The following is a 17,023-nucleotide window of genomic DNA, read 5'->3' on the forward strand; positions in this document are numbered from 1 at the left end:
CCCCCGGTGTACTTTCCTTACTGACGCCGGTTGGCAGACAGCCTGGCAGCGCCGGCTTTCCCCCTCTCGCATGATAGCCGAAGGTTTGCGCCCTTTACGGCTGACGGAATTAAAATTTACTTTGTCGTAGCAACAGGAATAAGGGGGGCTCGGAGCCCTCTTGGAATGATTTGTGCATACAGGACGAAATTAATTGACATTGATTATCATTATCTTATATACTTTGTTTTATAGCGAAACAAGCTGAATCCGTGGCGATTACCCTGAATATAAGACAAGAAGGGTAAGTTGCATTCGTTCAGCGCTGTTTTGTTGCCTTGACCATTGCCATTGCGCCGGGACAAGCAGGCTTTCGGCATGAGCCAGGGACCATAAATCTTAAAGGAGTGTGAGGGAACGAATGAAAAAAAGAACACTAAGCCCGGCCAAAAAAAGGCTGCTGTATGCCCTGATCGGCAGCAGCCTTTTTTGGCAATATCCCGTTTACGCCGCCGCAGAAGCAGCGCAACCGCCGTCTGAACAGGCCGTCCGGGAAACAGCAGCCGCCGGTGATGCGACACAGCGTGAATTTGCCCTGGAGGGCGTGGAGGTCACAGCCGCAAAAGACGCCGGCTATGTCGCCAAACGCAGCTCTGTTTCCACCAAGACCGACACGCCACTCAACGAAACGGCTCAGTCCATCAGCGTAGTCACCCGGGAACAGATGGAAGCCCGCGCCGTACAAACCCTGGATGAAGCCATCGCCTATACGCCGGGCATCACGCCCACCACATACGGCAAAGACGCTCGCGGCTACAGCTATGTACTCATCCGGGGGCTCAGCAGCGGCAACTATTCGTCCTTTACCGACGGCCTGCGAAACCCGGTCGGTGTGTTTGCTACAGCCAGTACCGACACCTATGCCTTTGACCGGATTGAAATCCTGCGGGGGCCGGCTTCTATTCTCTATGGCGCCAACGCTCCCGGCGGTCTGTTTAATCAAGTTACCAAGCAGCCGCCTGAGCAGGAACTGCATGAAATCCAAGTTCAGGCTGGCAACAACGCTAATAAAAGTATTGCCCTGGATGTCGGCGGACCGGCACGTGCGGACGGTAAACTGTTGTTTCGTCTGACAGCCCGGACCCAGGAGCAGGATTTTGAGCGGGATTATAGCAGCGGCAGAAGTGTTTTTATTGCTCCGGCGCTAACGTGGAAGCCGGCTGCCGACACGAAACTAACCATCTTAGCTAATTACCAAAAAAATGATATTAAAGGCTTTGCTACAGGCACCCGGGGAATTTTTTCATCCGATAGCCCTCTGTACGGCTATCCCAGCACACTGTTTATCGGCGAGCCGGGTTATGACCGCTTCGAGCGGGAGCAGAAACAGATCGGCTATATTTTTGAACATAAGTTCAACGATATGTGGTCAGTAACGCAGACTGCCCGCCACTCCGATATTGACATAAAATATAAATATATAGACATAGGCGGACTTAGCAGCGATGGCCGAACCTTAGAACGTGTCGCATATTCAATGCCGGAAACCTTGAGTGCCGATACCATCGATACTCATTTTCAGGCCAAATGGTCAAATGGGGAGTGGGCGCATACCGCTTTACTGGGTTTGGATTACCAGCGGCGCAACTTTGATTCCCGTTGGCTAATGGGCTCTGCCCCCAGCCTTGATTTAGTAAGCTTAAATTATGGTCAGGCGGTAACCGCGCCAACTACTCCCTTTTATTCTCAATTGTCTCATATGCGGCAGCGCGGTTTATATCTGCAGGAACAGGCGAAGTTGGGCGACCGTTGGGTGTTTTTGGCAGGCGGCCGCCGGGATTGGTATGAAAATGACGCGAATAGTATCAAACAGACGGCCAATACCGGCCGGGCCGGCATCGTCTATCATGCTACCGACGAGCTGTCTCCGTATATCAGTTATACGAAATCCTTCGAACCGCAGGCCGGCGCGGACCGGTACGGCAAGGCTTTTGTACCGACCACCGGAACCCAGTACGAGCTTGGCGTCCAGTACCAACCAGCCGGAAGCACTGCCCGGTTTACCGCCGCTGTATTTGACCTGCGCCAGCAAAATGTGCTGACCGCCGACCCGCTGAATGAAATCTATACCGGCCCTGAGTACAATGTACAAACCGGAGAGGTGGCATCAAAAGGGCTGGAACTGGAAGCCCAGCTGACACCGGTTAAAGGTCTTAATATTATCGCCGCCTATACCTTTCTGGATAATAAAACAACGAAGAGTACGGTTGCAACAGACATTGGCAACCGCACCGCGGGGATTGCCAAGCACGTCGCCTCACTCTGGACCGATTACACAATACAGGAAGGCAAGCTGAAAAGGCTTGGTTTTGGCGGCGGGCTGCGCTATATCGGTTCCCGTTATAATAGCGCCAACACCGTCAAGCATTCGGGGGTGGTGGTGACCGATGCGATGATCCGCTATGATCTGGACGAATGGCGGCTGGCACTGAACGCCCGCAATCTGTTTGATAAGTTTTATGATGTCGGCACCGGCTATGCCGGCGAAGGCCGGACCGTGCTGCTGACAGCCACGCACCGCTGGTAAGAATAGAAAATATGCTGTCAGCTTCAAAAATTTTGCGATATGCGATAAAAGGAGGGTTTCATGCGGTACTGGTATTCCCTTCATAAATGGTCCAGCCTGATTTGCGCCCTTATCATGCTCATGCTTTGTATCACCGGGCTGCCGCTTATCTTCCACGATGAGCTGGAAGACGCGCTGGACAGCCGCCCGCATTTGACGGCGCGGCCTTCTCTGTACCGGAATCTGGACACGCTTGTCGCGGCCGCTACGGCCGGGTATCCGGCCTATCAGCCGCGCTGGGTCATTATTAATAATGAAAAACCGGAAGTTTCAGTCGGCCTGGCGTCGCCGGACAACGGTGAAAATCCGTGGATTACCTTGAATGCTTACACGGGGAAAGTCATCACGTCCTCAGAAACCAAGTCTCCGGAAAAAACCGCGCTAACCTGGATCTCCCGTTTGCATGCCGATCTGTTTGCCGGTTTGCCAGGACAGTTGTTTCTCGGCTTTATGGGACTTTTATTCCTGCTGGCCCTGGTATCCGGCGTCATCATCTACAAGCCGTTTACGCGGTTTACTGCCTTTGGCGCCATTCGCACCGTGGGTTCGCCGCGCCAAAAATTTGCCGATCTTCATAAGCTGCTGGGCATAGTGGCTTTGGTATGGACTGTGCTCGTGACGGGAACCGGCGTTTTACATACGCTGTCCGCCCCTTTATATCAGCATTGGCAAACTTCGTCTATGCAGTCCCTGCTGGAGCCTTACCGCCATCAACCGCCGCCTAACCGGCTCAGCCCCGTACAGCAGGCTGTCGCTACCGTCCGGGCGGAGCTTCCCGGCCACCGCGTCGCCTTCCTCTATTTTCCCAATGACCAATGGGGCAGCCCATATCATTATATGATATATACAACAGGAGCAACATCGTATACCACTCATTGGTATACGCCGGCGCTGGTTGATGCGGCAACCGGGCAGCTAACGGCCGTCGCCGCCGTTCCCTGGTATATACGCCTGCTGCAGCTCGCACATCCGCTTCATTCCGGAAATTATGGCGGGCTGCCGCTAAAAGTCCTGTGGGCCTTGCTGGATATCGTCACGATCGGTGTGATTGTCAGCGGCAGCTATCTGTGGCTATTGCGAAAACGGCCGGCATCGCCGCTTATATCACAGCAAATGCTGACTGTTTCCGAACTGTCGGCCGCGAAAGCGCCGCAGCCGCAATCCAGCTGGCAAATATGGAAACTGCCCCTGCTGTTAGGGTCCTTAACCGTCCTGGGCTGCGTGGCCGCACTGTTCGGAGCCGGAATCTGGCAGGGATTGTCCTGGTTGTTTCTTAGTCTGCCGCTGCTGATTGCCATAAAGTTATGTTTGCGTTCAGGTCAAAACCACTGACGCGGACTATAAGGAGGCAGTCCCCCCGCTCCTGGAGCAAAGCGTTGACTGTCTCGCCGGCAGCCATTGCTGCCGGCAAGCCAGTGATCAACAATGAGAAGACAATGACCTGGTATTCCCCGACCCCTTCGGCAAACTCCAGGACCGGCGCAACTGGTCCAAACGCTTCAACGTCTGGCCAAAGCGGCCAGCCTTACTGCAAGCAAACTACGAACATCTACAAAAAAATTAAACAGTCTTAGTCCGCTGGAGTTTCGAACCAAGACTGCTTAACTTCTCTATGTCTACTAAATGAGGGTCATTCCAGAAGAGTTACGGGGGAACCTGTAACTCTTCTGCTTTTACATCAACCAGCATTCCGCAGGCGATAAAGTATCGGTGGCATAGTCAAATGCTGACACATCACCACCCCCTAATTTGAAAATGGGTTGCGCGTTGGGAGGAACGGCGGTTGCCGCTTGGCCAGGCGAGTGGCGGCAGGTCGCGTATCGTAAGGCGTGCTATTTCCGTTCCGAAAATGCAAGACGCAATCCGAAACCGACAAATATTAACCCGGTTAGCCAATTAAAATATTCCTGTATTTTTTCATTGCTTTCCATCCAAGAACGTATTTTCGCTGCCGCTAAAGCGTAGATATTCAATATAGCAAATCCCATTATAACAAACACGACCCCGAACAAAATCATTTGCTGGTTCGCATAAGCGCTTTTGTTATCAATAAATTGCGGCAAAAAGCTGAGAAAAAAAAGCGTAGTCTTCGGATTTAACGCAGAGGTTAAAAAACCGGTGAGAAATAAGTCTTTGCCTGTGGATTGCACATTAGAGGTCGCTACAGACATCTTCTGTTTATTTAGCAAACAACTTATTCCAACATAGAACAAATAGCTGGCCCCAAGCAGCTTTATGATAAAAAATGCTAACGATGATGCTTCTAACAAAGCCGCTAACCCAAAAGCAGCCGCCAGTACCTGAAACATATCTCCGATTGAGGCTCCCAATACCGCCTTACATGCTGCTTGGGGTCCCTCCGTCATTCCTTTCGTAATGATGTATATCGTAGTTGGCCCAGGTGTCAAAATCAGAATGAAAGATACCAAAACAAACAAATAAATATTGGTTAGTTCCATATATGAAACACCTACCTTCGCAAAATGTTTTTCTATCCTATCAAGGATAAAGGCTGCTTGTTTCCGCCCCGGGTTGGCTATGCACCTGCCGGCAAATTGAATTTGGCTGTTTTAGATGATGCCGGTTTATTGCAAGGCTAACGCCATTTCGTCGGTGTTAACAAATCCCATCTTTTGATAGATTGGTTTACCTTGCTCAGAGGCCAGCAGTCGTATTGTCCTAACACCTTTGCTTTTGAGCCAAGCAATCGTTGCTTTTGTTAATTCTGTCGCTAAGCCTCTGGTGCGTTCCCGGGGTACTGTATACACATCCCCGATAAAGCCATAAAAGGGTTGCTTAAAAAAGCAATAGGGTATATCTGATTTAATAAAACCACCACAACAAGCCATAATCTTGTCACCATCTTTAACAATGAAATGTGCTGCCTCGTCATTTTGATAAAGATGTATGTATTTTTGCCGTATTCTTTGCTTTGCATCATCTGCCAACAAATCCATATATCCGCTTTCACGAAACATACTAAGTTTTAATTCTATAATTTCATCTATCTCACTTAATTTAGCTTTGTGTACCAAATGGACACCTCCATAAAACATAAAATATTTTGTTGTTGCTATTTATATTCTACTGCAATGCGGTAATTTACACCATCGCTATCTTTTAAGTCCGCAATGTACGTACTTGCAGCGTGCGGCCAGCCGCCGTGATCCCGGTTGCACTTCCAAGCCGGCGGTATGGGACAAAGTGGTTGAAGACAGTGCGCTAGCGTTTTCCCGTCCCAGCATGCACAGGATTTCCTTTGCGCCTGGCGAAAATATCCAGAAGAATAGCAAGGGAGGTTTTCCGCATGTCCGTCTTATCGCCCGTGAAAAATCGGTTGCCATATTATTTTCTGTCTGCCGCCGGCCTGAGCGCCGCGCTGTTCTTTTTCTCCACCGGCTTTTACGACAACTGGCCGCTGACCTGGCTGGCCCCGCTGCCGGTCTGCCTGTACGCCCTGCCGGAAAACCAGGAAGCAGGGCTGGCGCTGTTAAGCCGGACAGCGGCGAGGAACCGGGTTGCTCTCATTGCCGGCCTCAGCCTCCAGCAGGAGCGGCTGGCCAATACGGCCGTCGCCTTTGCTCCGGACGGCTCACTGTCCGCCGCCTATGACAAGCAGCATTTGCTGCCGGCCTACGAAAGCCGCTATACGCCCGGCGACAGCCTGGCCCGGCTGGACGCCGGCGGGGCCGCGGCGGGGCTGGCCATCTGCAAGGACATGGATTTTGTCCGGCCGGCCAGGGACTACAGCCGCCAGGGTACCGGCCTGCTGCTGGTGCCGGCGCTGGATTTTCACGATGACGGCTGGCTGCACGCCCGCATTGCCGTCCTGCGCGGCGTGGAGGGCAATATGGCCGTCGCCCGCGCCGCCCAATGGGGCCTGCTGACGCTCAGCGACAGCCGCGGCCGCATCCTGGGCATGACCGCCACCGATGCGGCCGCCGGCGAAGCTATCCTGCTGGGGCAGCTCCCGGCAGGCGGCGGCCGCTCGCTGTATAGTCTGACGGGCGACTGGCTGGCCTGGCTGTGTCTCGCCGCCACCGCCTTGGCTATAGTTCGATTCAGACAGCTCAGATGAGGATGATCGCACTCATCACGTTTCTGGTGCTGCTGATAGCCGGTGGAATTCGTTCGATACCGACCGTTTTCATTGTTCCCTTTGAACATTACTTTGGCTGGAACCGGGCCGTCATAGCGTGTGATAGGCTTCCATCTCACGGACGTAATAAATCCGCAGAAATTTGTCTACACTTTTAAGAATACCAAAAGCTGCCGGCATTACCGGCAGCCTCCCTGCAAAAACTGCATAAACGTCCCCAAACCCAGCAGCCCGCGTCAGTTGCACCCGTATCCATTCCGAACCGTCCCGGCTGGTCACCAGCCGGCCGCAGAGAACCCTACTGCTTTGCAGCTTCTTCCTGACCTGCTCAACGGTCAGCATCGTTACCGCCTACCGTTCCCCGGCGGGCAGGGCTCCGGCAAGAGACGGGCCTTGATGAACAGGCTGCCCTCATTTTCTTTCACTTCGATTTGTAAGCCCGGCCGCAGAAAGCGCAAAGGCCTGGACAACTGCCTATTGCAGGTTACGCGCCGTGCCGGGCACACGTTTTTTCTGAGCGCTTGCATATTTTTCATTCTATGGGTATACTATAAAAAAAGGACTGACGTGTTGCAAGCACGCCAGCCCAACAGGCTGCCTAACCGGAAAACGGTTAGCCTAGAAATAACCGCGAAACCTTGGCTAGGGCGCGGTTATTTCAGGTTTTTATGACCACAACAAGTGTTGCGAATGCAATCATTAAGTACATTGCCTCAAATGCTGACACATTACCACCCCCTTTCTTACAAAGGGAATGGCTAACCGCTCCTCGACAGCCTGTTACGCTAATTATAGCATATTCTGTCAGGGCGAACAGAAAATTTCGTTCCTGCCGCCTTGCCACTGAGCGGCTTTTTTTTATTTCCCCTGCCTAGCCGGTGAGGGCCGCCGGACAGGCTTACGGTGAGCGGCTGCACGGCTGATCATGGTAAGCTGAACCTCACTCTCTGGTGCCTTTTGCCATCAGTACACGTTCCGCCGGCGCCTATGCGTCTCCGGAAGTAAGAGAAGCAGCAGAACAGGAATTAAGCTGATTCTTTCAGAAGTCCAGGCTATTTGTGAGGCAAACGGCGTTGAGGCCAGAGCTCATTCGCTCTTTGGCAATGCCGTCAAAGAAATTCTGCTTCATGCCGATTCCTGCCGGGCTGACAAGATTATCTGCGGTACCAGGGGGGTGGGCAACTTTGCCGGTTTATTGCTGGGCAGTGTGGCGCGTACTCTGGTAACGTACGCCAAAATCCCCGTAATGGTAATTAAATAGCGGAATTGAAATAAAAAAGAAGAGTTTCTCAGAACTCCTCCGGCTTTCCCCCGCAAACACAGCAGCACGCCCATCAGCGTGCTGCTGTCCTTCCTGCGAAAGATTGAATTAATAACCGTCAGTTCACCCTACTGGCGTTGACACTTACAGACCGTTTATCTGTCATCCGGTACCACACCATGAGCCATACGTTGCCGTCCGGTTATTTATAACTGCCTGACACCCGGGACTACGGCCGGCGTCTTATCGTAATCAATAATCACTCCCATACTAAAGTGGACGAAGAGATCCGGATATCCATCCACTGGCATCCAATAAGCAACTGCTTCTCTGTCGCCATATTTATTTTTTCTAAATACCGGCTGTTGAGTACTTATTGCCTGATTGGCCAAACAACCTTTATGAACTTCAGGCGTACCACAGGAAGAACACTTTTTTCCTTTCACTTGCCCAACGCTTTCACTTGCTGCATTTAGTACGATTATTTCTCGATTTTTGTACGCCAGTTGAGCCGGTTCAGGGTAATGTCCCCACATGAGATGGAAAGCTCGCACTAATTCAGCTAATTCACTTTGTTCAATTTTCATATCCATAAACAATAACCTCCGTTTTATTATCAGGTTGACGAATAAACGCTCTGAAGAACCTAGCTTTCGCCTTTACCTACCGTTGTCTCACTGCGCTTACTATGGTTTCAGAAACCAGGGGACTTTTATCCCTGTCCATGGTGCGATCCTCCTTTTCCTCTAAATTGGCCTTCTAATTACAATAACGAAATTCCGTCCAATTTATTGCAGAGGAAGAATAAAAATGTATAAAAGGCAATTTGGCCACGTTATTAAACTGCTGTAAAAACGACAAAAAGGCTTTACGAAAATTTCGTAAAGCCTTTAAATACAAATGGCGACCCCGGTAGGATTCGAACCTGCGACCTTTTGTTTCATAGTCAGGTTCGGGCTCCATCTTTCGTTTCAAAACGCCATGGATATTTGTCACTGCTGGATTTCCATTACGGAGCGTCACAGAATTTTTAGCGTAGTTATTGTAATATTGTTGCCGGATCTAATATATTTTAGGTTTTTACCTTAATCACGATCGAGCAAGAGAAAAAAGTCTTGACTTAGAGTTTACTTTAAATGATATATTTAAGTACATATCCTCAGGCAATTTATTGATCGTAATAAACCTTTTCATTAATGCCCCTTCACTGATTTGAATAAAGTACTTTCGCCGTCCGCCTATTCCGGCCGGAAAGTGCTTTTAAATATTACGAAACAGAAAAGAGGATGAACATGGAACAGAAAAAATTAGGTTTTGGCTTTATGCGATTGCCGTTAAAAAACCAGGATGACCCGGAAAGCATCGATCTTGCAACAGTAAACCAGATGGTAGACAGCTTTCTGGAACGAGGGTTTACCTATTTTGACACGGCATACATGTATCATGCCAGTAAAAGCGAGATCGCTTTCCGGGAAGCCCTGGTAAAGCGTCACAACAGAGACAGCTTTACCGTCGCCACAAAATTGCCGACCATGTTTCTAAAAACCAAGGATGATCAGATCCGCATTTTTAACGAGCAGCTGGAAAAGTGCGGTGTTGACTACTTTGACTACTATCTGCTGCACAACCTGGGCATATCGAACTATCGAACGGCACAAAGGCTAGACAGTTTTGCCTTTGCGCTGGAAAAGAAAAAAGAGGGGAAAATCAACAGGCTGGGCTTCTCGTTTCATGACCGGGCGGAACTGCTGGACGAAATCCTGACCGCGCACCCGGAGGCAGAGTTTGTACAACTCCAGATTAATTATCTGGACTGGGAAAATGAAAGCATTCAGTCCAGGAAGTGCTATGAAGTAGCCCGGAAGCACAATAAACCCATTGTTGTTATGGAGCCGATTAAGGGAGGCGCACTGGCAAAGGTACCCGAAAAAGCGGAACAGCTGTTTAAAGCCTATCATCCGGAAATGTCGGTACCGTCATGGGCCATACGGTATGCGGCTAGTCTGGAAGGCGTCATGATGGTATTAAGCGGCATGTCGGACATGAATCAGCTGCTGGATAATACCGGTTATATGCAGCAACTCGCACCATTTACCAGCCAGGAACGCGAAATTGTAAACAGCGCCGTAAACATCATCAATGAATCCATCGCCATTCCTTGTACGGCCTGCCAGTACTGCGTGGAAGACTGTCCGAAAAATATAACCATTCCTAAATATTTCGCATTATATAATGCGGAGAAGCAGTCCGCCGGCCAAAGCCCTACCATCCAGCGGGTGTACTATAATAACTATGCGCAATTCCACGGCAAAGCCTCTGACTGTATTGAGTGCAAGCAATGTGAAAACCATTGCCCGCAGCATATCAAAATTACGGAACACTTAAAAGATGTAGCCGCCGCTTTTGAACCGTAACTCCCCCCGCTAAGGCAAGAAAATAGCGACGATATTCGTTACATGCAAAAGGGTGTCACCGCCGGGATATAATTGACCCATAGAGCCGAAAAGAAATTGACCCACACCAAAATCATAAGCTACCATGGGGATTGACAAGATCACCAGGAGGTAGCAAATGTTAAGGAGTGGGCTAATACTTATGATACGGCAAAAAGCTTTGGCGGGTCAATCCCCGTATACAATTGGCAAAGAATTAGGTATATCGAAAAATACGGCAAAGAAATATGCTGCCGGTGATACAGGACAGCACCGGCTGAAAGGTCGGACAAGGCCTTCTAAACTCGATCCATTTAAGTCCATAATCGACGAAATGGTACAAAACGGCATATTCAACTGTGTAGTAATCTATGAACACCTACAAAACCTTGGTTATACAGGCGGCATTACCATCCTTAAGGACTATGTGAAGGACATGCGTCCAGCAAGGAATTCACCGGCGGTAAGGCGATATGAAACCCCTCCCGGTAAACAGGCTCAGATGGACTGGGGCATCACTCACTACCTGGATGAGCATGGCATCGTTCATAAAACGCCGGTATTCGTGATGATCATGGGTAGCTCAAGAAGTAAGTATGTGGAGTTCACGAAACGCTGCGATTTCTACAGCCTGCTTCGCTGCATGGTAAACGCCTTCGAATATTTCGGCGGTGTTCCCCAGGTTGTTCTCACTGACAGGATGAAGACAGTCATTGATGGCAGCGAGGCCGGCAAGCCGCTCTGGAATAAGCGCTTTGAGGATTTTGCCGCCGATATGGGCTTCCTACCAAAAGTTTGTCGGCCGAGAAGGCCTCAGACTAAAGGTAAGGTAGAACGGCTTGTGGACTATGTAAAAAACAACTTCCTTCCAGGCAGACAGTTTCTGGATGTTGACGACCTGAATCTTCAGGCACTGGAGTGGTGCCGTAAAGTGGATAGCAAACCACATGGTACTACGGGCGAAATACCACTTCATGCTTTACAGAAGGAGCCGCTCCTGCCTCTACCGGATAAAGCGGTTCGCGATAACTATCGCTGGGAACTGCGAAAAGTGACGCGCGATGGTTTTGTCAGCTTTGATGGAGCTAAATACGGCGTACCTTGGCAGTATAGCGGACGTGAAGTCAGAGTGCGAATTTCCGGTGACAAATTTGAGGCTTATGACGGCGAAGTGAGAATCGCCCATCATAAAGTGGTATATACATCGGGCAGAATCGTCTGGCTCAAAGGCCAGTATGAAGGATTGGCAGAAAGAAATGGGATGGCAGCCCCGTTTTCGTATGCGAAGCAGACGGACAACCCGACGGTTGAAATCAGGCCGCTCAGCTTGTATGACAGGGTTGCCGGGGTGATCTGATGATAGAACTGGAACACACCCGTGACCTTTTAAAAGAACTGGGACTTAGCACGGCATCTGAGCTGCTGGATGCACGGCTTGAGGCTGCGGCTCACAGTGAACTAACTTATTTATCATTCCTCGGAGGGCTTCTCGAAGTAGAGAACGCCGAGCGTAAACGGCGCAGCGAAGAAACAAGGATGAAATTATCTCGTCTTCCGCACCGTAAAACACTGGATGATTTCGATTTCAACTTTCAGCCAGGCATAGATAGCAGACAAATGAAAGAACTGGCAACACTAGCCTTTGCGGCACGGCGAGAAAATGTAGTGTTTCTCGGTCCGCCTGGTGTGGGTAAGACCCATCTTGCCGTTGGCCTGGCGGTTGAGGCGCTCAGAGCAGGCCTCACAGTATATTTCGTCAGCTTGGCTCAGCTCATTGCTGATTTGAAAAAAGCCATGCTGACCGGTAAACTGGACCGGCGATGGAGGGTCTACACAAGGCCAGCCATACTGATCATTGATGAGGTTGGGTATGCGCAGCTCGACCGCGAGGCAGCGGAGTTAATGTTCCAGCTAATCTGCTCACGCTACGAGAAGGGCAGCATAATACTTACTAGCAACAAGTTCTTTAGCGACTGGGGCGAATTAATGAGCGACACCGTAATTGCAACGGCCTTGCTGGACCGGTTACTGCATCATGCCCATGTCATCAACATTCGCGGAGACACTTATAGACTCAGGGATAGATTGAAGACCGGCGTAAAAACGGTGCCACCGGCTGACATCCATGCAGCGGACAAACCGGCGATATCTTGATCGGCGGTTACGGGCTCCGGCGTTTTTACTTCCGGCGAGTGGGTCATTTTTCAACCGGCGATTCGGTCATTTTTAATCCGGCGTTGACACTCTTAGCTTATTGAATACTTTCCCGCTTAAAAACGCCTGCCACTAGTATGAATGGCAAGCGCATAGAGACATGTTATGATAACATATATTGTAACAAAAATAGCCATTTTTTTCAATGTATGATACTGTGTATCTTTGATCACAATCATTTCTATGTTTGTAATATTGCAAGCATTTCTTATAGGAATGATATTTAGCACAAAAAAGGCTGCCAGCATCACCGGCAGCCTCCCTGCAAAAACTGAACAACCATCCCCAGCGTCATTACCCCGCCGACCAGCACCACCAGCCAAAACACCGACAATAGCAAGCTATAATCGGCACAATACCGGACACTCGCCTGGTCCTTCCGGTCCAGTGCGTTCCAGTAGCAAACCCACAGTGCGGCCTCAACCCGCCAATATCTAGCTAGCTCATCCCACATACCCCTGCACCTCCGCTCGTCAGCAGCAGTTCTCCCGCCGACCTCACCTCAGAGCGGCACACCGTGTCACCCGTAGGGGCGCAGCGAAAGCGGAGCAGGCGCAGCCTTGACCGGTGTGATACCATGACAAGACCGGCGGCGGGACGTTCCCAGTAGTTAGATCAGCTTTTTCCCTTCATCAGGTACTGCTTTGATTAACAATGCACCGCTATGGTCTTCAATGGTAATCTTATTCCCACTCTGAAAACCAAGGTCCTGGAGCCATTTACCCTGCAGCCGGATTAGCGGCCAACGGTCTTTTCCGTTATTGAGGTATGTATAATAGACAGTCAGAATGCGTGAACTTTCCCTTTCACCGGACAAATCTATACCCCCTATCGCAAGCTACAGCAAGTCCCTTGTTATTGACCGGCCCTGCCATTGCTTTTTATAGGGGGAAATTAAAAAGCGCATGCGAGGTTTTAACCCTACACATGCGCTTTGCTTCGTCGTTTGCTAAAGCCCAGACCCAATAAACCGGAACAGAACCGGCTGTCAAACAGAAAAGCAGTCAGTAATATGTACGCGAACACTTGCCTTTCCGGTTGATGGGATCAGGAATAGGCTGAATCATCTGCTGCGTCAAGTCGCACAGCTGCTCCCCAACACCCCACTATACCGCGCCTCGCTTGTTTTCAAGCGGTCGGCATTGTATAATAGAAATGTCGTCGTGGACAGCTAAGCTGTTACGTGTAGGTGCCCAAACACCTGCGCGTGCCTCGGGAGTGCTCCAACACTTCCGGGTCACGGCGACTCTTTAATTTCCACCTATTTCTAATTATAGCCCTTTCTGAGTGAATTGCAAGTCAAGCAGGACAGACAGACCAGGATTTTTTATTGACGGATTGCATATTTTACAATCTATGGGTATAATATAAGAAAAGGACTGACGTGTTGCAAGCACGCCAGCCCGGCAGACTGTCTAACCGAACGGTTAGCCCGGATTACGTTATTGAGAAATAACCGCAAACCATGGCGTGGGAGCGGTTATTTCTGTTTTATGATGAGCACAACAAGTGTTGCGAATGCGACCATTAAGTACATTGCCTCAAATGTTGACACCATACCACCCCCTTCCTGGAAGGAAGTGGCCAACCGTTCCCCGACAGCCTGTTACGCTTATTATAGCATAATCTTCCAGGCTGAAAAGAGAAAATTCTATGAATTGCTTTCACACTGCCACCTTTCAAACGAAGGCGGCTTTTTTATTTTCCCGCGGGCGCCGTCTACCTTGGCTATCTCGGCCTTACCATGCTGCTGGCGAAGGATACGCTGGCGGCTGCACCGGCGCAAGCGGCCATGTCGCCCAAAGATACCTTCTGGCAGGGGTTAATCATCGATGTCCTCAATCCCAAAGTAGCGTTGTTTTTTCTTTCGTTCCTGCCGCAGTTTATTGATCCGCACAACAGTTACGGGATCATTCCCTTTTTAATCTTAGGCCTGACCTTCATCGTTACCGGTGCCCTCTGGCTGCTGGGCGTAGTTTATTTTTCCGCCAAGGTCACCACGCTGCTGCGTGAAAAGACGAATGTGATGAACAAAGTTTGCGGCAGCCTCTATCTCCTGTTGGGAGCCAAACTGCTCGCTGCCGAAAAAAGCTAGGAAAACAAAGGATGGTGTGTGAACATGGCGCATGAGGCAACCCGCCTGCGTGCCTCCGGGACGCCGCCGTAGGGACAGGCCCTGACGGAACCCGGAGCAATCGCCAGCAAAGGAGGTGTGTGGATATGGAACAAACCCGCAGCGGCAGCTTCTGCCGCCGGCAGGACTGCCAGGAAATGGCCGTCACTTCCAGCCATCAAGCCGCCGTTATCATGGCCTAGGCTGTGCCTGTAATTCATTGCTTACCGCATGCGGTGGCAGTGGGTCATACAACAACAGCGCACAGCAGCCCTGCCACCGACATTACCAAAGGTGGTGTGGTGTGTGCTCATGGCCAAACGGGCCAACGGCGAGGGAACCATTTGCCGCCACAGCAACGGCCTGTGGATGGCGGCCGTCACAATCGGACGGGACGCCGCAACCGGCAAATCCATTCGCAAATACTGCTACGGCAAAACCAAAGCAGAAGTCCAGCAAAAAAAAGATGCCCTGATCGAACAAAGCAGAGGACCGGTCTACATCGACGCCGACAAAGTCACCGTCGGCCAGTGGGTGGAAAAATGGCTAAACATCTATGCCAGGGCCAGTGTCCGGGAAAATACCTTTATGGGCTACCGCTCCATCGTCACCACTCACAATCAGCCCCACCTCGGTGCGATCAAGCTGCAGAAGCTCCGGGGCATCGACATCCAATACATGATCAATTACATCCGGGACCATGGCGGCAGTCCGCGTCTGGCCGAACTGGCCTTTGCCATCCTGCGCATTGCCCTGAACAAAGCGTTTAACGAAGAGCTCCTGCACCGGCTGCCTTTCAAAATCGTAACCCTGCCCAGGAAGCGGCGCACCGAATTTACACCGCTGACCACGCAGGAATGGGCACGCCTCTTCGCGGCCGCCAAAGCCGATCCCGAAATGTATACCGTCCTGTCCCTCGAATGGGCCACCGGTATCACCCGCTCCGAACTGCTGGGATTAAAGTGGATAGACTTTAATTTCAGCAACGACACTGTCAGTATCCAGCGGGCCGCCATTATCACCGACAAGGGACTGAAACTTGATGATACCAAAACCGATGCCCGCCGGCGGGTGCTGCCCCTGCCGGAAGTGACGATGCAGGAGATCCGGCTGCACCAGGAACGGCAGAACATCCTGATCAAGTCCAGAGGCCGGTCCTGGCAGAAAAACAACCTGGTCTTTCCCGATAACAACGGCAGAATCCAGGACCCGAAAAAATGGTCCCAGCGGTTCAAACTCACCGCCCAGGCGGCAGGGCTTACGCTTACCTTCCATAAACTACGCCACGATCATGCCAGCCGCCTCTCGGCAAACGGCGCCAGCATCAAGGATGCCCAGTACCGTCTGGGCCACAGCACCACGCAGATGCTGCTCAATGTCTATACCCACCAAAGAATATCCGGCGGTCAGGAACAAATCGCCTTATGGCTGAATTCTTCTTTTCCGGCCGCTCCGAACAATCATGAAACACCACTTAATTAGCATGACAGAAAATGCAGTTACAGCCGCGTTGTTGTACGGTTGTTGTAAAACTGCTATGAAAACGACAAAAAAGGCTTTACGAAAGTATCGTAAAACCTTTGAAATATCAATGGCGACCCCGGCAGGATTCGAACCTGCGACCTTTTGATTCGTAGTCAAACGCTCTATCCAGCTGAGCTACGGAGTCTCTTTATACTAGCCAAAAGCATTCTACCATACTCTTTCAGTTAAAGTCAAGGCGCTTACCAAAAAGCCCTCTTTATTATCCACATGCACGTTATCCTACTTATCCACAGCAAAAATCCTTATATCGTCACTATTTATCTCTTCATCCACAGATTTTTCCCACAAACAATCACATGGTTATCCACAATTTCACGTGTTTTGGGGATAAGTTTGTGGATAAGTCTATTATATGCCTAATAAAAAGCAATAGTGTGATATTTCATCACGCTACCGGCCGGCTCCAATCAACATGGACACCTGTTTTTTCCCAGATGCGGGTAAGGGCTGTTTTAAGCTGCTCGGCACTTTCTGCAGGACGAATTGTAACATCCTTAAAATCCATAAGGCCTTCACCAGCTACCCGGATTATATGTTCTGATGCGAGATAAGCTTCAATAATTTGGCGGGTGGCAGCATCGTCAAAGGCTACTTTAACAGACTTACTCCTCTCGTCGTACTCAATATATCCGCACTTACTATTATGCTGAACAGCCACTTTAAAATTCTTTTGCATAAATACAACCTCTTTTCCAATAAAATATAGCTTATAATACTATATATTACACCGGCAGGATAAACTCCTGCCTTATTT

At 50.3% G+C, this 17,023-nt stretch carries 18 protein-coding genes and 1 tRNA gene; 9 read left to right on the top strand and 10 right to left on the bottom strand.

What is annotated here, in order from left to right:
• Nucleotides 1-400: 400 nt before the first annotated feature.
• Together SPTER_RS21780 and SPTER_RS21785 are read left to right on the top strand one after the other, a co-directional pair.
• The gene (locus SPTER_RS21780) at nucleotides 401-2,566 is read left to right on the top strand and encodes a TonB-dependent siderophore receptor (RefSeq protein ID WP_144352313.1); all 2,166 of its coding nucleotides are present in this window, start codon (nucleotides 401-403) and stop codon (nucleotides 2,564-2,566) included.
• Between the two features lie 60 nt (nucleotides 2,567-2,626).
• Nucleotides 2,627-3,937: a PepSY-associated TM helix domain-containing protein gene (locus tag SPTER_RS21785; protein WP_144352314.1), complete on the top strand. Its 1,311-nt coding sequence runs from the start codon at nucleotides 2,627-2,629 to the stop codon at nucleotides 3,935-3,937.
• A gap of 500 nt (nucleotides 3,938-4,437) precedes the next feature.
• Here the strand turns inward: SPTER_RS21785 and SPTER_RS21790 are convergent, their stop codons facing one another.
• The gene (locus tag SPTER_RS21790; protein ID WP_144352315.1) at nucleotides 4,438-5,064 is read right to left on the bottom strand and encodes a LysE family translocator; all 627 of its coding nucleotides are present in this window, start codon (nucleotides 5,062-5,064) and stop codon (nucleotides 4,438-4,440) included.
• Between the two features lie 126 nt (nucleotides 5,065-5,190).
• On the bottom strand, nucleotides 5,191-5,640 hold the full coding sequence (locus SPTER_RS21795; protein ID WP_170233365.1) for a GNAT family N-acetyltransferase: 450 nt from the start codon (nucleotides 5,638-5,640) through the stop codon (nucleotides 5,191-5,193).
• 272 nt (nucleotides 5,641-5,912) lie between these two features.
• Here SPTER_RS21795 and SPTER_RS21800 point away from each other — a divergent pair, with 272 nt between their 5' ends.
• The gene (locus SPTER_RS21800) at nucleotides 5,913-6,683 is read left to right on the top strand and encodes a nitrilase-related carbon-nitrogen hydrolase (RefSeq protein WP_144352317.1); all 771 of its coding nucleotides are present in this window, start codon (nucleotides 5,913-5,915) and stop codon (nucleotides 6,681-6,683) included.
• A 111-nt stretch (nucleotides 6,684-6,794) separates the two neighbouring features.
• Here SPTER_RS21800 and SPTER_RS21805 read toward each other — a convergent pair whose 3' ends face one another.
• Nucleotides 6,795-7,046 carry a hypothetical protein gene (locus SPTER_RS21805; protein WP_144352318.1) on the bottom strand — a complete coding sequence of 84 codons (252 nt, stop codon included), beginning with the start codon at nucleotides 7,044-7,046 and terminating at the stop codon, nucleotides 6,795-6,797.
• 712 nt (nucleotides 7,047-7,758) lie between these two features.
• On the opposite strand from SPTER_RS21805, the gene SPTER_RS21810 reads away from it, so the two are divergent.
• Nucleotides 7,759-7,965 carry a universal stress protein gene (locus SPTER_RS21810; RefSeq protein WP_246105648.1) on the top strand — a complete coding sequence of 69 codons (207 nt, stop codon included), beginning with the start codon at nucleotides 7,759-7,761 and terminating at the stop codon, nucleotides 7,963-7,965.
• A gap of 206 nt (nucleotides 7,966-8,171) precedes the next feature.
• Here the strand turns inward: SPTER_RS21810 and SPTER_RS21815 are convergent, their stop codons facing one another.
• Nucleotides 8,172-8,558 (bottom strand): hypothetical protein, encoded by a 387-nt coding sequence (locus SPTER_RS21815; RefSeq protein ID WP_246105394.1) that lies wholly within the window; start codon nucleotides 8,556-8,558, stop codon nucleotides 8,172-8,174.
• 699 nt (nucleotides 8,559-9,257) lie between these two features.
• Here SPTER_RS21815 and SPTER_RS21820 point away from each other — a divergent pair.
• The 3 genes from SPTER_RS21820 (at nucleotide 9,258) to istB (ending at nucleotide 12,551) form a co-directional block, all read left to right on the top strand.
• Nucleotides 9,258-10,379: an aldo/keto reductase gene (locus SPTER_RS21820; RefSeq protein WP_144352319.1), complete on the top strand. Its 1,122-nt coding sequence runs from the start codon at nucleotides 9,258-9,260 to the stop codon at nucleotides 10,377-10,379.
• Nucleotides 10,380-10,536: 157 nt separating this feature from the next.
• Nucleotides 10,537-11,754, top strand: a complete 1,218-nt coding sequence (gene istA / locus SPTER_RS21825) for an IS21 family transposase (RefSeq protein WP_144349234.1) — start codon at nucleotides 10,537-10,539, stop codon at nucleotides 11,752-11,754.
• Nucleotides 11,754-12,551, top strand: a complete 798-nt coding sequence (istB, locus tag SPTER_RS21830) for an IS21-like element helper ATPase IstB (RefSeq protein WP_144349924.1) — start codon at nucleotides 11,754-11,756, stop codon at nucleotides 12,549-12,551. The genes istA and istB overlap by 1 nt, the downstream gene beginning before the upstream one ends.
• Before the next feature lie 116 nt (nucleotides 12,552-12,667).
• Here the strand turns inward: istB and SPTER_RS21835 are convergent, their stop codons facing one another.
• The 4 genes from SPTER_RS21835 to SPTER_RS25800 form a co-directional block, all read right to left on the bottom strand.
• On the bottom strand, nucleotides 12,668-12,862 hold the full coding sequence (locus tag SPTER_RS21835) for a hypothetical protein (protein ID WP_144352320.1): 195 nt from the start codon (nucleotides 12,860-12,862) through the stop codon (nucleotides 12,668-12,670).
• A complete protein-coding gene (locus SPTER_RS21840; RefSeq protein ID WP_144352321.1) occupies nucleotides 12,859-13,065 on the bottom strand; it encodes a hypothetical protein in 207 nt (68 codons plus the stop codon). The genes SPTER_RS21835 and SPTER_RS21840 overlap by 4 nt, the downstream gene beginning before the upstream one ends.
• Before the next feature lie 156 nt (nucleotides 13,066-13,221).
• A complete protein-coding gene (locus SPTER_RS21845) occupies nucleotides 13,222-13,428 on the bottom strand; it encodes a SymE family type I addiction module toxin (protein ID WP_170233366.1) in 207 nt (68 codons plus the stop codon).
• A gap of 663 nt (nucleotides 13,429-14,091) precedes the next feature.
• Entirely contained in the window at nucleotides 14,092-14,169 is a 78-nt protein-coding gene (locus tag SPTER_RS25800) for a putative holin-like toxin (RefSeq protein WP_341539063.1), read from the bottom strand.
• A 186-nt stretch (nucleotides 14,170-14,355) separates the two neighbouring features.
• Here SPTER_RS25800 and SPTER_RS21860 point away from each other — a divergent pair, with 186 nt between their 5' ends.
• Both SPTER_RS21860 and SPTER_RS21865 read left to right on the top strand, forming a co-directional pair.
• Nucleotides 14,356-14,706: a LysE family translocator gene (locus SPTER_RS21860; RefSeq protein ID WP_144352323.1), complete on the top strand. Its 351-nt coding sequence runs from the start codon at nucleotides 14,356-14,358 to the stop codon at nucleotides 14,704-14,706.
• A 249-nt stretch (nucleotides 14,707-14,955) separates the two neighbouring features.
• Entirely contained in the window at nucleotides 14,956-16,206 is a 1,251-nt protein-coding gene (locus SPTER_RS21865; protein WP_144352324.1) for a tyrosine-type recombinase/integrase, read from the top strand.
• Nucleotides 16,207-16,316: 110 nt separating this feature from the next.
• Here the strand turns inward: SPTER_RS21865 and SPTER_RS21870 are convergent.
• Both SPTER_RS21870 and SPTER_RS21875 read right to left on the bottom strand, forming a co-directional pair.
• Nucleotides 16,317-16,393, bottom strand: a tRNA-Arg gene (locus tag SPTER_RS21870).
• Between the two features lie 261 nt (nucleotides 16,394-16,654).
• Nucleotides 16,655-16,945, bottom strand: coding sequence for a hypothetical protein (locus SPTER_RS21875; RefSeq protein WP_144352325.1), 291 nt, complete (start codon nucleotides 16,943-16,945; stop codon nucleotides 16,655-16,657).
• Nucleotides 16,946-17,023 lie beyond the last annotated feature (78 nt).

This window comes from Sporomusa termitida (assembly GCF_007641255.1).
GTDB lineage: Bacteria > Bacillota > Negativicutes > Sporomusales > Sporomusaceae > Sporomusa > Sporomusa termitida.

Excerpts from the sequence above, each read along its gene's own strand:
- SPTER_RS21805 (WP_144352318.1), bottom strand. The coding sequence starts at position 7,046 with ATGCTGACCGTTGAGCAGGTCAGGAAGAAGCTGCAAAGCAGTAGGGTT.
- istA (WP_144349234.1), top strand. The coding sequence starts at position 10,537 with ATGTTAAGGAGTGGGCTAATACTTATGATACGGCAAAAAGCTTTGGCG.
- SPTER_RS21800 (WP_144352317.1), top strand. The coding sequence starts at position 5,913 with ATGTCCGTCTTATCGCCCGTGAAAAATCGGTTGCCATATTATTTTCTG.
- SPTER_RS21820 (WP_144352319.1), top strand. The coding sequence starts at position 9,258 with ATGGAACAGAAAAAATTAGGTTTTGGCTTTATGCGATTGCCGTTAAAA.
- SPTER_RS21875 (WP_144352325.1), bottom strand. The coding sequence starts at position 16,945 with ATGCAAAAGAATTTTAAAGTGGCTGTTCAGCATAATAGTAAGTGCGGA.
- SPTER_RS21840 (WP_144352321.1), bottom strand. The coding sequence starts at position 13,065 with ATGTGGGATGAGCTAGCTAGATATTGGCGGGTTGAGGCCGCACTGTGG.
- SPTER_RS21865 (WP_144352324.1), top strand. The coding sequence starts at position 14,956 with ATGCGGTGGCAGTGGGTCATACAACAACAGCGCACAGCAGCCCTGCCA.
- SPTER_RS21785 (WP_144352314.1), top strand. The coding sequence starts at position 2,627 with ATGCGGTACTGGTATTCCCTTCATAAATGGTCCAGCCTGATTTGCGCC.
- SPTER_RS21780 (WP_144352313.1), top strand. The coding sequence starts at position 401 with ATGAAAAAAAGAACACTAAGCCCGGCCAAAAAAAGGCTGCTGTATGCC.
- istB (WP_144349924.1), top strand. The coding sequence starts at position 11,754 with ATGATAGAACTGGAACACACCCGTGACCTTTTAAAAGAACTGGGACTT.
- SPTER_RS21815 (WP_246105394.1), bottom strand. The coding sequence starts at position 8,558 with ATGGATATGAAAATTGAACAAAGTGAATTAGCTGAATTAGTGCGAGCT.
- SPTER_RS25800 (WP_341539063.1), bottom strand. The coding sequence starts at position 14,169 with ATGGTGTCAACATTTGAGGCAATGTACTTAATGGTCGCATTCGCAACA.
- SPTER_RS21790 (WP_144352315.1), bottom strand. The coding sequence starts at position 5,064 with ATGGAACTAACCAATATTTATTTGTTTGTTTTGGTATCTTTCATTCTG.
- SPTER_RS21860 (WP_144352323.1), top strand. The coding sequence starts at position 14,356 with ATGCTGCTGGCGAAGGATACGCTGGCGGCTGCACCGGCGCAAGCGGCC.